Below are 16,143 nucleotides of genomic sequence, written 5' to 3'. Positions count from 1 at the left end.
CTTAATAGTTTTATCCACACAGAATTCTCCGCTTGTAGCATGCAAGCCGAATGGTTTTGATTGATTCAATACGAAAGAGATTAGTAATGAGAGAATCATATAATATTCAAAGTTCTAATTCAAGTTGAATAACAATAAATTATCTTTATAAATCAATATATTGCACACACTCCATTCTTTAGGCAACAGCACGATATGGGCTTGAAAACAAGGTAAGGTATTTCTCTAAAATAAATATATAGCAGCAAAATAACATACTATCTTTCGTGAAGATTTTTTCCCTTTAGAGAATAGCATAAACAAAAAATCGAATATTTCAGATATATCTCTTCACGCCTCAACAAAAAGCTTCTTCTTTTATAGGATTTCTAGTCTATCTCTTCTTCCTCAGATTTAGAAATGAGAGACAAAAAACGAAGAAATTGTTTTTTTAAATTCAATCTTTAATAATCTCTTTCATAAAAGAGACCTATACTAGAATTTTGTTCATTTCCTATGGCACCTTTAGCTTTGAGATGACGCGAAATATCTAAATTAATTGTCCCTTTCGTCGTTCCATCAGACCCTGCTTCAAAGCCCAAATAAATATTATTGTGTATGTAGCGTCCAATACGTAAGCCTGTATTCCCCTTCTCATTAACGATAACATCAAGATCATCAAGTCCAATTTTAGTTCGTAAAGTATTCAACAAAGATGTATTAGAACTACCTGCAAGATCAGCCGCTGCTGCTGCAAGTTGAGCAATCTGAAATGGTGATAATTCATTAAGAGAGCGATTAAAAATCAAACGCGCCAAAATCTCATCCTGAGGCAAATTTGGTTGTGATGAAAAATTAATATCAAGATTATCAACCGTCCCACTTACAGTTACAGTGACGCGAATATCACCACTGTTATTGTTGGTTACAAAATAAACCGTAGGATTAAGATTACCACTAAAACTCGCTTGTCCTTGATCAAAATTAAGACGTTGCGACAGGATATCAAAACGTCCACGAATCATTCTAAATTCACCAACTGGATGCACATCATTCAATGGACCTGCTAGATTAATGCGTCCTCCCAGTTCAGCATCTAAGCCTTTTCCGCGTACAAAAAATTGATTGCGTGCTGTAATACGCATATTTGATAGCACGACAGATGAAGATTCTTGTGTAACTATACGGCTTTTGCTTTTGTTCGTGTTCTTAACATCAGCACGTTCAAGTGTTGTTTGAATCGATTTAGTTAAATTCTTATTTCTAACATCAAGAAACTTGGCACTTTTAAAATGATCAGGAACAAAAACTTCAGCTTTTTCAACGATGATATCACCACCAAGAACAAGACTATTTAAAAAATGACCTGTCATTGTCATCTCACCTGATAATGTTGCCAGAATCATAGAACCATCATTATAATTGGCATTATCAAGATGAAATATCAAATCTGTCTCTAGACCATTAGAGATACGACCTGAAGCAGAAATTCCTCCCCCCTCAAACGAAGAAGCTGAAGCTTTTTCTATAAGGATATGATCACCTTTCAATTTGCCTTCAATCGTTATATTATTCAATCCTACATTTGTTTGTGAATCAAAAAAGCTACCGTCGCCTATAGAAATATTTCCTATCAATTGTGGCTTTGATAATGACCCATTAAGAGCTGTATCAATTCTTGCTGTACCCGTTATATGTGCACCACGCTTAGCTAATAAGAGATTAACAAAATCAAGAGGCATTATCCCTTTAACGTTTAATTTTGCCTCTGAACCATTAAGAGATAAAGGCCCATGGATGGAAAGATCTAATCCTTTATCTCCAGTAGCTATCATATTTTCAATATGAAATGTCGATTTTTTATAAGAACCACGAGCATTTATATTGATTGACATCGGTCCTTTATGCGTCATAGCGGTTAAATTTTGACTAGAAAGCTCAAAATGAGCAGATGGATCCTTCATTGTTCCATCAATATCAACTTTACCTATTACTGTCCCATCAAGCGCTTGTCCTGCAATAAAACCATTCGCCAAACGTGCAGATAAATTTTGCAAATTAATATGAAGATCAAGCGCATTTTTCTCTAGAGATACACGCCCCTGAGCTTGTGCTTGTACTCCTTCTCCTGTTAAATTTGCATTCAAAGTAAGATTTTGATCTACAGTGTTTCCCGTAGCAGAAAAAGAAAAAGGCATAATTTTTTTATCTTGAAAAGCAACGGTTGTCAGTCCCTCACCTTTTATATCGTAAGTTATATCAGTTTTTTTTAAATGACCACGAATCATAACCTGCCCTGTTACACTCCCTGCTGCTCCAAGATCGGATTTCCACAAATTAACTAAAGTAGCAGGAAGGGCATTCATTGTAAGTTGTAAATTCAGGGTATCTTGAATATTTCCTGCTAAGATGATGTTGCCCCCATTTATTGCAATTCCTAATTCATTGATTGTCATTCCATCTTTATCAAAAGAAATTATAGATGGCTTCGGCAATGTTGCATGAAAAGTGTGTTGTTTTAAGTCCACAGCTTCAATTTGCACTTCTCGTTTTATACTTTCTGGAAGTTTCTCAACCATTAAACGACCAGAAAGCCTTGCATTGAGAGTATCATGCAACATCGCTTGGACAGTAAAAACCGTTTGTCCATTATTCCTATCGGCGTGAGCATTTAAACGATTGACCATTACCAAAGGTGTTTGAATATGTTCTGCATTGATAACTCCTTCAAACTGAGTCATGCCAAAAGGATCGAATATGTCAGCATCTATTGCCAATTTTTTTATTTTATTCTTGGAAAAATTCAAATGGTTAACATGCGCCTTCACATTGGTTTTTTGTCTGCCATTTTGTTCATCAAAAATAAAATCTCCTTTTACTTTTCCACTACCATCCTGCAAAAATAACGCTGAAAGTACGGAAATATCATCGGCATCAATATGCAGCGCTCCTTTCAAAAAACCGCCAAGTTGTTGAGAAAGATCACCCGTTATTTTTGCACTTCCCCCTCTAATATCAATATTTTCAAGTTTTCGAATTTTATGAGAATCTTCAAAAGAGGCCGATAAATGCAAAGGTTTCTTAGCAAAAATTCCTTCACCCTTTACCACCCCCGTTAAAGCAGTAACTGGTGCTGTATTATCTACAAATGCATCTATGTTAAATGTTGTGTTTTGAAGTTTCTTCCCTACAATTAATGCTTCAGAAATATGGGCACGTGTATTTAGTTTTATATGGCTATTGCGCCCTCTCGCCGTACTTTGAATTGTAAGTGCACCACTTATCTTTGAGTCTAATTTGGACAAATCAGATATTTGAGCAGATAGATCCATTTTAGCGCTTTCATCTGAAAAATAACCATTAGCCTTTATGTTTGTATATTGATTTTTCAAATTAAAATGACGTAAAGTGAAGCCCTTCGTATTTCGAGCAGCGCCACCTGAAAGAGTAGTATTTCCTTTGAATAAACGATCAAAAGACTGCACGCCTATTTTCATATCGTCAGCCATTCCTGATAATTGGAGATCAAAAATGCCACTCAATAAATTGATCGTTCCTTTGGCTTTAATATCTGCACTACCAGAAAGTGATTGTTTACTGAACACTTCCAAAGGAGTTAATGTTTGAGCTTTTAAACCGAGATCGCCTTTAAAAACAAAATTCTCCATTGTCCCTTTTAACCAAGAAGAAAAACCCTGAGCCGTAACACTCAGATCATGAATCAAAATTGGTTTGTTCGAAACAATATCCGTATCTAAATGCACATGAACCGCTTGGCTTAAATTTTCTACTAACGCTCCCTTAATCTTTTTAACCCCTTGAAGCGTCCCTTTAACCTGAACACCAACATGACGAGAAGCTGCATTATCAAGATTTTCGCTTACTCCTCCCATATCAAAAATTGCATCGCGAATATAAATATTTTTATTGCTTAAATGATTTACAACCAACCGCCCATTCCAAGATTGTTGACCTTCGCGACCATAGTCAATGTTCAAAGCAAGAGTATTCGCATGTTTTGGCACTTCTGATATAGGTAAATGAACAGACTCCTTTTCGTTATCAAGAGCCATTTTGCCATCAACAAAAAGCCGTCGCAAGAATCCATCGGCGGTTATTTCAGCATTGGCTATAACATTCATTGCTTTGTTCTGAATAACCATCTGATCAAGGTGTGTCACACCTTCTTTTGTTCTTCTTGCCTTTGCTTTTAATGTTATATCAGATTCGAAGAGATTACGATATTGAACAGGTATTAAAGGGCTCAGTGTTCCCTCTAATTTCGTAGAAAAACTCTGTCCTTCTGGAACACTTGCAAGAATAACATTACCATCTAAAATAGAATGATGATCGGACTCTAAAGAAAGTTTGATAACCAAATCATCAAAAGTACCATCACCTTTCACGACGAGACTTAATGCTGGACGTTGTTCAATGTTAAAAATATTCGCCAAAATACCGTTTTGTGGTTCGTTAGCAGAAATATCAATTTGAGCTGTACGATTACTATCAGATATCTTGGTGAGAACAGAAAAAGAACCCGGTGCATCTAAACGATGCGCCGCTATATCGACATCAAAATTACCACCAGCCAAGGTGAAATTGCCTTTTAAGGACATATCAGCAGAAAAACCAAAAAGATTCTGTTCAAATGTCACATGTTGAGCTGTAAGCGTATTGATAGAAAGAGCAAGCGGCAATTTTGGTAAAGAGAACTTACCCGTCTCAAGGGAAGAAACAAAAGAAGAATTGCCTTGCGGTTTGCGTAAAAATGTAACCTGTTCTGCCGAAAGCTGGTTAATATCCATCCGCCCTCTCAGCAACGCTAGACGATTCCAATCCATTTTAGCATTGGTAATTTTAAGCCAAACCCCTTTTTTATCACTGACAGTAATAGTATCAATTGATGTTTGAGAAGACAGTGTCCCTTGCATATTGTGTAAACGAACTTGACGATTAGGTGCTGAAAGCTTTCGTTCAATTAAAGAAACAAACCATGAGCGATCATCTGTTTTCATTTCGCTAGAGGGAAGAATGTCTCCTCTTTGCGCAAAAACAAAACCACCCACCCAAAAAAACAAAAATACAAAGAAGAAAGCTGATAAACGTACACCTTTTTTCATTAAAATGCTTGCCCTATACCCACATAAAAACCAATGCGAGGGTCACCCTTCTCTCTCTTTAAAGGAAAGGCTAAATCAACGCGTAAAGGACCAAGACCCGTCATATAACGACCTCCTATACCGGCTCCCCATTTAATTTTTTGAGAAAAATCAAAATTCGTCTTTTCCCCTACTAAACCTCCATCAAGAAAACTGACAAACCCTATTTTATCATTTAAAGAAACACGCAATTCTGCTGACCCCTCAATAAGCGCCCGTCCACCAACAACCCCATCATTTTCTGTTTTGATACCAATATTACGGTAAGCATAACCACGAACAGAGCCCCCACCACCAGCAAAAAAAAGCGTATTTGCGGGTACTTGTGCTGTATCATTCCCAAGAATTGTACCAAGCTTTGCCCGCGCAGCAACAACAAAACGATCCCCTTCATCCAACGCCCAATAAGAACGACCTTCTGCTGTTACTTTTGCAACAAAGTTGCTAAAACGCATCTCATAAAAAGGCTCAATGAAAACTTCACCATATAAACCTTTTGTTGCATTAAACTTATTATTACGACTATCGTAAATCAAACCGCTAGGGAAACCGATTGTTGTAAAATTACGGCTCCCAAAATAGATATCGCGTGAATAACCATTTGAAACTTCTACAGCAGCCTGTCCCGATAGATTACCATTAAAAATATGCGTAATACCTAATTTTCCTTTGATGGCTTTTGTCGTATAATTTTCTAAAACATCTTGTTGTATTTTTAATTCTGACCTGAAATCTGTATCTGGCGTGAGTACACCGGGCTTTATAAATGTGCCACCGAAAAGATAATCAAAATTTTTAAAATTATATGATTGCTTTTTATTGCTACCAACACCACTTATTTTTGTTTCAATTTTAAGAGTCTCTGCATGACCAAAAAGATTGTTATGCATCCAATAAGTCTCAAAACCAGCACCGTCTAAAGTTGAATAGCTACCGCCTACACCAAAACGACGCGGTTTACGTTCTTGTACAACAAGTGCAAGCGGTAAACTACCATCTAGATTAATAGTATCAGCCTCACGTATATTGATAGCACGAAAAACACCAAGGCGCGCAAGACGTTCATTTGCCTTAGCTAACGCATCAGAATCGTATATCTGCCCTGGTTTCAATCCGGTCATCCACGCGATATAAGCTGAATCTACACGTGGTTTCTTACTTATATTACGCACACTTAAAGGACCATAATAAGCCTTTTGTCCAGGAGCAACAACAATCCGTCCTTCAACACGCAACGCAGCATGGTCAGCCACGACCTCACTCTTCATAATTTTAGCTTTAGCATAACCTTGTTGCCGCCATCCTTCTATCGCCCATTTTTCTGCTTTCAAAATGGTTTCAGATTTAGCAATAGCCCCAACTTTATAGCCCAATTCTTCAATTGTGGGCATTTTATGCGCTTTACGTTTTTCAAACGGAGCTACTTTATCAATATTTGCAATACTAAAAACATATTGTGGACCAGCATTAATTGTAATAACAATATTAGACCGTGCTGGAAGTTGAGTTACCGGACTTAAATCAGCGACTTCTAAGCCATTAATTTTAATACTAATAACACCACCATAGCGTCCATCAGCATAAAGAGCAGAAAGAATTGCTCGATAATCTGAACGCGCCTTGGCGAGCAAACCAGAAGAACTGGCGGATGCTTTCTCTTTATCAGCAACAAGAGAAGAAACAGATTTAACTATTTTTATACCTTCTAATGGTGCACCTGGCGGTGCAACAACATCAACTTTATAAAATTTCTCTGTACTTTTGGCATAATGTGAAGAAGAATTTGTTTTCTTTTGACCAAAAAGAGGGATGCCGAAAAAATCAAATGCAGCAAGTGGCTGTGGAAAAGAAAAAGCAAAACACAAGCCTATAAATACACAGCGCACAGTCCCTGATTTTAACAAAATTCTTGTCTGGTATACCATAAAATCAGATACCTTATAATACACTTTGCATCTACTACGCTTTAAATAATATAAAAATAAGAAAGGTAAATATAATTACTTTGCACATTTTACACGTTTTATCACATCAAATAACACTCTGCGATACATAACGTTATCCTCCCCTTATATTTTCATAAAATTCTGCACTGTTGTATAACACGAACAGCCTCATTCTTTTTTTCTTAACATATTTATTTAGCTTATTATAAATGTTTTATTGCGTCCCATATCATCATGGTTAAATTTGTACAAATGACTTTCCATGGGAATGCTAAAAAACTGCCCACGTATATAGTTCTCTCTATAAAAAAAGCTATAGAGATGCTTCTTGATTTTTATAAATAGATATGATTGTCTCTACCAAGTCTAAAGGGGGAAAATAAATAAATGATCGCACGTATTACAACTGTTGCTTTTCGCGGTCTAGAAGCAGTACCTGTCGATGTACAGGTTATGATTTCGTCTGGTAAAATAGGAATGGCTATTGTTGGATTAGCTGATAAGGCAGTTGCAGAAAGCCGTGAACGTGTACAAGCAGCCCTCCACGCTTGTGGACTTTCTATGCCTACTAAACGAATTACGATTAATCTTGCACCAGCTGATTTGCCTAAAGAGGGATCGCATTATGATTTGCCAATCGCTGTAGGCTTAATGCTTGCTATGGGAATCCTCCCTCCCGAAGTAGCTCAAGACTATATCATTTTAGGAGAATTATCACTGGATGGTTCACTTACCGCTGTTAATGGTGTTTTACCAGCTGCCATGACAGCTTTATCACTCGATAAAGGACTGATTTGTCCCTTCCAATGTGGACCTGAAGCAGCATGGGCAAATGCAGAAATAAATATTCTTGCCCCAGAGACTCTGCTCACTATAGTCAACCATTTCAAAGGAACCCAAATTCAAAAACGTCCACAACCGCGCCAATATACTATCGAAACTGGACTTCCAGATCTTTGCGAAATCAAAGGACAAAAAACAGCCAAACGTGCCTTAGAAGTTTGTGCTGCTGGACGCCATAACCTTTTGTTTGTAGGTCCCCCTGGTGCTGGAAAATCTATGCTAGCGCAACGCTTACCTTCCATTTTGCCACCTCTTGATAGCCGTGAGCTTTTAGATGTCTCTCTGATTGCTTCTATTACAGGAGAAACGGTTCATAATACCATTTCACTTCATTGCCCCTTTCGTTCCCCACATCATTCTGCTTCCATGGCCGCAATGATTGGTGGAGGGCTTAAAGGACGACCAGGAGAGATCTCCCTTGCTCATAATGGTGTGTTATTCCTTGATGAATTGCCTGAATTTTCTCCACAGGTTCTTGATTCTCTTCGTCAACCTTTAGAAAGTGGGGTGTCAGTTATCGCCCGCGCTAATCACCATATTAGCTATCCTGCTCGCTTCCAACTTATTGCCGCAATGAATCCTTGCCGTTGTGGTATGGCAGGCGAAAAAGACCATGTTTGCCCTAAAGGGATACGCTGTCAAATCGATTATCAGTCCCGTATTTCTGGTCCTCTGCTTGACCGAATTGATTTACGGATTGATGTCCCTGCTTTGACGGCTATGGACCTTATGCAACCAGAACAATCAGAAAAAAGCTGTGACGTTGCCAAACGCGTCGCACGGTGCCGTACCATTCAAGCTAAACGTTTTTCAACAATGGGGTTTGATCATATTCGTACCAATGGCGATTGCCCTGCCAAAATTATAGAACAGATTGCCATTCCTGATAAAAGTGCGACCATACTCTTACGAGATGTGAGTGAAAAAATGCACCTCTCTGCACGCGCTTATCATCGCATTCTCAAAGTTGCACGCACAATTGCTGATCTTGACGGATCAGATACTCTTTCACGCTATCATCTCGCAGAAGCTATTTCCTATCGACTAGGCGCAGAAAGATTAACAGCCCTTAATTAAAAAACTACTCATCAATAAAAACTTATTGGAAAATAACGCAAATAAAGTTCTGTAAGTTTACCATCCTCTTCTAGAGATTTCAGCGCATAATTGAGTATATCAACCAATTTTTCATTCTTTTTTGCAACAGCAAGCTGCATTCCTTGCCCCAATAACTGTGGCGCCATATATGCCCCCCCAACAAAATGGCAGCAATCAACAGATTTTTGTTTTTTGAACCATAATGATAAAGCAAATCCATCATCAAAAATAAGGTCAATTTTACGCTCTTGTAATGCTTTATAGAGCTCTTCTCTCTTTTTAAACCCTTGCCATTTGGCTTTAGGAAAATAATGTTGAAAGAGTTTTTCGTGAACACTTTTAGACAAAACACCACTGGTTAAATGTATCAATTGATCGCTTATTGGCTCATCGAGATTTAAACGTCGAGAAGCAACAAATCGCGCTGGAAAGCGCAAATATGACTTTGTAAAAACAAGATCTTGCTGGGTTTTACTTGTTTCTTTTAAACCCGCAATAATGACTTCTGCACCACCATTTTTAACATGTTCTACAAGCTCTTTCCAAGGAATCACTTCTATTTCACAAAGCTTCTCTAATTTTAATTTTGAGCAAATAGCGCGCAATAAATCGATATTATAACCTGCAAGATACCCCGATTGATCAATAAAATTAAAAGGAGGAAAATCAAAACTTGTTACAAAACGCAAACGAAAGATATCCGTTGTATCAGGTTGTACCAAATGTTCATGCGAATCAAAAAAAGAAGGCAGCCTTTCAGCTTCTGCGTAAGAGGAAAATAGAATCCCCCCTGCTACAAATAAAATACGAATAAAAATATTGTATGGATTATTGAATAAAAAGTACTGTAAACGCAATTGAAGATGTTTCACATATATAGATTTTTTTATTTTCAAAATCTCTCCCCCATTTTTCAAAACTAAGATGCAACACTTCTTAACTATTATCTAACGCACTTCACCAAAATATCTGGCGTTTAATAAATAAAATTCTTGCTATTTTTGAAACCATTGAAAATGCTTAGATTTCTGATGTTAATTTTCCAAAATGAATATATAAAAAGTAATTTTAGAGAAAAGCGATTTAATTTTTTAATATAAGAAATAAGCTGTATATACTTTAGTGGTACACTTTATTTTATCAAAATATCCCGCGTACCTTAAAATATTAAGACCATTTCCTTGCGTATCACAACCTGGGAAGTATATAGATACTATTGAAGAAAAGAGTAAAAACACCCCTCAAATGCCGAGGGTTTTCTCAACATTAAGGTTGCACCAACATTTAAGAGCTGAAAAATAAAATGATGATTCTGATTTGCACTTTATTGTCACGATGGGAAAGATGGGGGACATAAATCTTGTAGTATTCACAGGGTATTTTGCGTTATACTATTCAAATATCGTTGTAAAATGAGTTTGGGAACATTGAGAGATGCTCCTTAAAAAAGTGCGTGAATAAACAGTACAATGGCGTTTTGTTTTGAATGAGCGATGCAACCTCACGAGAATACAAGAAACAAAAGCGTAAGATAATGCGTCATTACCCTCCTTATTCAAAAACATCACCGTAAGACGTTTTTTTTAAATTGTAAAGTTGAATATAAAGATGATCGTGGAAACATGTTTTTACATTTACGCATTTATATTTTCCTCAAATAAAGCTTTTTTCACATTTTAAAGATGACACAAACCAATATACATAATATTTTCGCCTCAATCTAACATACAAAAGTTTGAACTGCTTAGAGAGCTCGCAACCTTTGTTTTAAATATATGGTAGAATTAGGATTGAAAAATTGATTTATGGATAAAACAAGTGAGACCTTTATTAGTGTAACACAAAATGCATAACTAATTCTGAAACAGAACGTATATGCAAAAATAAACAAAGTAAATAGCATCGTTTATGAAACAGCTTTTTGTATAAGTCATAAGTGTTTATTCGCCTTATATCACCGCCCTAGTGTTTTACAGCATAACAGTACACTATCATTTTATCATTCTCTCCATTATATATCGACAGATATTGAATCTAGATCTGATATACGGTAAATATTTAATGTGGTTATTCCATAAATAACTGATCAGAACATTGAGCTTTAAAAAAAGCGGATAAAATATTGTAAATTGAACACAGGAATGGACTAACTTATGAGTGATGAAATAACCTCACCAGCACAAAGCAATAACTATGATGCCGCTTCTATCAAAGTTCTCAAAGGTCTTGATGCTGTACGCAAACGTCCTGGTATGTATATCGGTGATACTGATGATGGATCGGGGTTACATCATATGGTCTATGAAGTTGTAGACAATGCTATCGATGAAGCTTTAGCCGGTCATGCAACTCTTGTAAACGTCACACTCCATGCTGATGGTTCTTGTTCTGTTCGTGATAATGGACGTGGAATTCCGACAGATATCCATCCAACAGAAGGTATTTCTGCAGCTGAAGTTATTATGACACAGCTTCATGCCGGCGGAAAGTTTGATCAAAACTCTTATAAAGTTTCAGGCGGATTACACGGTGTTGGCGTCTCTGTTGTGAATGCATTATCCGTTTGGCTTAAATTGCAAATCAAACGCAATGGTAAAATTCATGAAATATCATTTACCCACGGGGTAGCTGATGCTCCATTAAAAGTTGTTGGCGATTGCGATCAAGAAAGTGGAACAGAAATTAGATTTTTACCAAGCTCTGAAACCTTTACTATGGTTGAGTTTGATTTTGAAATTTTGGAGCGCCGCTTACGGGAATTAGCCTTTCTAAATTCTGGGGTTTATATTCTTCTTGTTGACGAGCGTCATGCTGATATTAAATCCGTTGAATTGCATTATGAAGGTGGATTAATAGAGTTTGTGAAATATATTGACCAATCAAAAAAAGCTCTGCTTGATACTCCTATTTATATTGCAAGTGAAAAGGATGGTATGAGCGTTGATGTTGCCCTGTGGTGGAATGATTCCTATCATGAGAAGGTCTTGTGTTTTACCAATAATATCCCTCAGCGTGACGGTGGAACGCATTTGATAGGTTTTAGAAGTGCCCTTACACGCCAAATTAATGGCTATGCTGAATCTTCAGGTATTGCTAAAAAAGAAAAAGTGAACTTAACCGGTGATGACTGCCGTGAAGGATTAACAGCTATTCTTTCTGTCAAAGTTCCTGATCCAAAATTTTCTTCACAAACAAAGGATAAGTTAGTCTCTTCTGAAGTGCGCCCTATTGTTGAAAGTTTGGTCAATGAAGGTCTTTCAATATGGCTGGAAGAACATCCTCATGAAGCAAAACTTCTCATTAGTAAAGTGGTAGAAGCTGCAACAGCACGTGAAGCAGCACGCAAAGCACGTGAACTCACAAGACGAAAAGGGGCGCTTGATATCACTTCTCTACCAGGAAAGCTTGCCGATTGCCAAGAACGAGATCCCGCAAAATCAGAAATCTTTATTGTCGAGGGGGATTCGGCTGGCGGTTCAGCAAAAAGTGGGCGCTCACGTCAAAATCAAGCAATTTTACCCCTTCGTGGAAAAATCCTCAATGTTGAACGAGCACGTTTCGACCGCATGCTCTCATCTGATATGATTGGAACACTTATTACAGCTCTTGGAACGTCTATCGGTAAAGATGAATTTTCACCGGATAAATTACGTTATCATAAGATTATTATCATGACAGATGCGGACGTTGATGGAGCCCATATTCGTACTCTGCTGCTCACTTTCTTTTTTAGACAAATGCCCGAGTTGATTGAACGTGGACATCTTTATATTGCTCAGCCTCCTCTTTATAAAGTGTCGCGTGGAAAATCTTCCCAATATATTAAAAATGAAGCAGCGTTTGAAGAATTCTTGATCGATACTGGATTAGAAGAAACAACGCTTGAGCTTTCAACGGGAGAAGTTCGTGCAGGGGCTGATTTGTATCAACTCGCTAAAGATGCTCGTATATTACGTCAACTTTTAAATGGTCTTCATACCCGTTATGACCGTAATATTGTTGAACAAGCAGCAATTGCTGGCGCTTTTAATCTTGAAGTCTTTGCAACACAAGAAAAAGCGCAAAAAATAGCAGATACTACAGCACACCGCCTTAATCTGATTGCTGATGATATGGAACAAGGTTGGAGTGGACAATATACAGCAGATGGAAGTTTATGTTTTGAGCGTATTTTGCGTGGTGTTAAAGATGTTGTTACGCTTGATGTGGGACTTATAAATTCAACTGACGCACGCCAAATTGATCGCATTTCCCAAAATTTTATCGACATATATCATCCTCCTGTTCTTTTACGTCGCAAAGATAAAACAGAGCGTATTTTTGGTCCTATGAGCCTTTTAGAGAGCATTTTTACAAACGGTAAAAAAGGTGTTACTCTTCAACGTTATAAAGGTCTTGGGGAAATGAATGCTGAACAACTTTGGGAAACAACGCTTGATCCCAATGCACGTTCTCTTTTACAAGTAAAAATTAATGATGCAACCGATGCAGATTCACTCTTTTCTCGTCTCATGGGTGATGAAGTTGAACCTAGACGTATTTTTATTCAAGACAATGCCTTAAGCGTTGCCAATCTTGATATCTAAAGGTACTCTTCTGTTTTTGGCTGTGTAAACGTCGTAGTTTTATACGTTGTTTTTTCGTAGTTGAACATTCCCTCTCTATTTCATTTACGATAAAAGAAAAATAAGGAAGATCATATACATGGCAATTGAAACAGAACGTGTAGGAACCAAGGGTGGCATGGAGCACTCTTTTGGTTTTACAAGAGTAGATGAAACACAAAAACAATTCATGGTGGATGGTGTGTTTCATTCTGTTGCTGAAAATTATGACAAGATGAATGATATCTTATCCTTAGGGCTACACCGTGTGTGGAAAAATTCCATGATTGCTTGGCTTTCCCCACCAGCACTTTCTCATTGGAAAGTTCTTGATGTCGCTGGCGGTACAGGTGATATTGCTTTTCGTATTCTTAATGCTTCACGCCAAAAAGCCCATGCTACGGTGCTTGATATTAATGGCTCAATGCTCAGCGTTGGCAAAAAACGCGCACAAAAAAATGGTCTTGCCCCTCTGATTGATTTTGTTGAAGCCAATGCAGAAAATCTACCTTTTGAAGATCGAAGCTTTGACGCTTACACGATTGCTTTTGGAATTCGCAATGTTCCTCATATTGATCAAGCTCTTAGAGAAGCTTTTCGTGTTTTAAAGCCCGGTGGACGTTTCTTATGTTTAGAATTTTCAAATGTCGAGATGCCTTGGCTCGATAAAATTTATGATCTTTGGTCTTTCCATGCTATCCCTAAGCTGGGTCAATTTATCGCAAATGATGGCGATGCTTATCGTTATTTGGTTGAATCTATCCGCAAATTTCCTAAGCAAGATGATTTTTCCCATATGATCAAGCATGCGGGGTTTTCGCGGGTATCGTACCGCAATCTCACCGGTGCGATTGCAGCGCTGCATTCAGGTTGGAAAATTTAAAAATGGTGCAAATTTCCCCTTACTTTCAATTGATGCGTGCAGGATGGGTTTTAACACGTGAAGGTGTTTTAAGTGCTCTTCCTCATGATGATCTTCAAGGATTTCCAGCGCTATGTCATCGTATAGCGAGTGCATTAGCACGACGCAAAACAAAAAAGAAACAGCGATCTGAAAATATTTCATATGCCATTAATAAGCTTGGACCCTCTTACATAAAACTTGGTCAATTTCTTGCAACAAGGCCTGATATTGTCGGCCGTGATATTGCGGAAGATTTGTCACAACTACAAGATCGTGTCCAAACATTTTCTTGCACCGCCGCTATTGCTCAAATTGAAAGTTCTCTTGGTCGCTCTATTGATGATTTATTCGTAAATTTTTATCCCCCCATTGCCGCCGCTTCTATTGCTCAAGTTCATCCAGCTGAATACAGTGATGAAACTGGCCATAAGAAAAAATGTGCTGTAAAAGTTATTCGTCCCAATATCAGAGCACGTTTTTCTAAAGATCTTAGAGGATTCTATCTCATTGCTCATTTGCAAGAGCGCTATATCCCTGCCTCTCGAAGGCTTCGTCCTGTTTGTGTGGTGGATACTTTAGCACAAATAACACGACTTGAAATGGATTTACGCTTAGAAGCAGCAGCTATATCTGAAATGGCTGAAAATATTCAACATGATACAGGCTTTCGGGTTCCACGTATTGACTGGGAACGGACAGGACGTAATGTTCTTACAATGGAATGGATTGATGGTATAAGAATATCCGAAACTTCCAAACTCAAAGAAGCAGGATTTGATTTGAAGGCGCTTGCTATTACGCTTATTCAATCTTTTCTTCGTCATACACTGCGTGATGGTTTTTTTCACGCCGATATGCATCCTGGTAATTTATTTGTAGATGAAAAAGGATGTATTGTCGCTGTTGATCTAGGTATTACAGGACGGCTTGGAAAAAAAGAAAAGCATTTCCTTGCTGAAATTCTTTACGGCTTTATTACCCGCGATTACCATCGAGTTGCACGTGCCCATTTTGAGGCAGGCTATGTTCCTTCACACCATAATATTGAAAGCTTTGCGCAAGCCAACCGCGCTATTGGCGAACCAATTCACGGACAATCAGCACAAAGCATTTCCATGGCTAAATTGCTCACTTTATTGTTTGAAGTCACTGAATTATTTGACATGCAAACGCGACCTGAACTTTTATTGCTGCAAAAAACGATGGTTGTCGTGGAAGGTGTTGCCCGCACATTAGACCCCACTTTTAATATGTGGAAAGCTTCTGAACCCATTGTCAAAGAATGGATTAGTAAAAATTTAGGACCCGTAGGCGTTGCAAAAGACTTTAGTGAAGGAGCACAAGCTCTCCTTTCGCTGGCACGCAAAACACCACAATTGGTTCAAAATTTCCAACAAATAGAAGAAGATTTTAATCAAATGAGAAAAACAGGTTTTAATCTTTCTCATGCTACCCTCAAACAACTTGCTGTAGAACAAAGTCACAGAAACCGTTATGGTCGTTATAGTCTTTTCATCATTGCACTTTGTTGCGCTTGTCTTACTTTTTACTTTTTTCATCTTTTCTAATCTCCTTAATATGCTAAAAATATCAACAATGAAATCATT

At 37.7% G+C, this 16,143-nt stretch carries 7 protein-coding genes; 4 read left to right on the top strand and 3 right to left on the bottom strand.

Annotated features, from left to right (window positions below):
* Window positions 1–443 precede the first annotated feature (443 nt).
* Both ACFIJW_RS06235 and ACFIJW_RS06230 read right to left on the bottom strand, forming a co-directional pair.
* Window positions 444–5,102: a translocation/assembly module TamB domain-containing protein gene (locus tag ACFIJW_RS06235; RefSeq protein WP_375633668.1), complete on the bottom strand. Its 4,659-nt coding sequence runs from the start codon at window positions 5,100–5,102 to the stop codon at window positions 444–446.
* On the bottom strand, window positions 5,102–7,066 hold the full coding sequence (locus ACFIJW_RS06230; protein ID WP_375633667.1) for an autotransporter assembly complex family protein: 1,965 nt from the start codon (window positions 7,064–7,066) through the stop codon (window positions 5,102–5,104). Before ACFIJW_RS06230 ends, ACFIJW_RS06235 begins: the two co-directional genes overlap by 1 nt.
* Window positions 7,067–7,474: 408 nt before the next feature.
* On the opposite strand from ACFIJW_RS06230, the gene ACFIJW_RS06225 reads away from it, so the two are divergent.
* Window positions 7,475–9,007, top strand: coding sequence for a YifB family Mg chelatase-like AAA ATPase (locus ACFIJW_RS06225; protein ID WP_375633666.1), 1,533 nt, complete (start codon window positions 7,475–7,477; stop codon window positions 9,005–9,007).
* Between the two features lie 11 nt (window positions 9,008–9,018).
* Here the strand turns inward: ACFIJW_RS06225 and ACFIJW_RS06220 are convergent, their stop codons facing one another.
* Window positions 9,019–9,924 carry a transporter substrate-binding domain-containing protein gene (locus ACFIJW_RS06220; RefSeq protein ID WP_375633665.1) on the bottom strand — a complete coding sequence of 302 codons (906 nt, stop codon included), beginning with the start codon at window positions 9,922–9,924 and terminating at the stop codon, window positions 9,019–9,021.
* Between the two features lie 1,257 nt (window positions 9,925–11,181).
* Here ACFIJW_RS06220 and gyrB point away from each other — a divergent pair.
* The 3 genes from gyrB to ubiB all read left to right on the top strand — a co-directional run bounded on the left by gyrB (window position 11,182) and on the right by ubiB (window position 16,104).
* The gene (gyrB, locus tag ACFIJW_RS06215) at window positions 11,182–13,614 is read left to right on the top strand and encodes a DNA topoisomerase (ATP-hydrolyzing) subunit B (protein WP_375617480.1); all 2,433 of its coding nucleotides are present in this window, start codon (window positions 11,182–11,184) and stop codon (window positions 13,612–13,614) included.
* A gap of 118 nt (window positions 13,615–13,732) precedes the next feature.
* Window positions 13,733–14,515, top strand: a complete 783-nt coding sequence (ubiE, locus tag ACFIJW_RS06210) for a bifunctional demethylmenaquinone methyltransferase/2-methoxy-6-polyprenyl-1,4-benzoquinol methylase UbiE (protein ID WP_375617479.1) — start codon at window positions 13,733–13,735, stop codon at window positions 14,513–14,515.
* A 2-nt stretch (window positions 14,516–14,517) separates the two neighbouring features.
* Window positions 14,518–16,104, top strand: coding sequence for a 2-polyprenylphenol 6-hydroxylase (gene ubiB, locus ACFIJW_RS06205; protein WP_375633664.1), 1,587 nt, complete (start codon window positions 14,518–14,520; stop codon window positions 16,102–16,104).
* Window positions 16,105–16,143 lie beyond the last annotated feature (39 nt).

The organism is Bartonella sp. MM97QHHN, assembly GCF_042194285.1.
Taxonomy (GTDB): Bacteria; Pseudomonadota; Alphaproteobacteria; order Rhizobiales; family Rhizobiaceae; genus Bartonella.
Note: the sequence above shows the minus strand (reverse complement) of the source record. Positions and strands in the feature narration are given on the sequence as shown.

What these genes read in the sequence shown, in the direction of transcription:
- ACFIJW_RS06235 (WP_375633668.1), bottom strand. Translation starts at nt 5,102, where the DNA reads ATGAAAAAAGGTGTACGTTTATCAGCTTTCTTCTTTGTATTTTTGTTT.
- gyrB (WP_375617480.1), top strand. Translation starts at nt 11,182, where the DNA reads ATGAGTGATGAAATAACCTCACCAGCACAAAGCAATAACTATGATGCC.
- ACFIJW_RS06225 (WP_375633666.1), top strand. Translation starts at nt 7,475, where the DNA reads ATGATCGCACGTATTACAACTGTTGCTTTTCGCGGTCTAGAAGCAGTA.
- ACFIJW_RS06230 (WP_375633667.1), bottom strand. Translation starts at nt 7,066, where the DNA reads ATGGTATACCAGACAAGAATTTTGTTAAAATCAGGGACTGTGCGCTGT.
- ubiB (WP_375633664.1), top strand. Translation starts at nt 14,518, where the DNA reads ATGGTGCAAATTTCCCCTTACTTTCAATTGATGCGTGCAGGATGGGTT.
- ubiE (WP_375617479.1), top strand. Translation starts at nt 13,733, where the DNA reads ATGGCAATTGAAACAGAACGTGTAGGAACCAAGGGTGGCATGGAGCAC.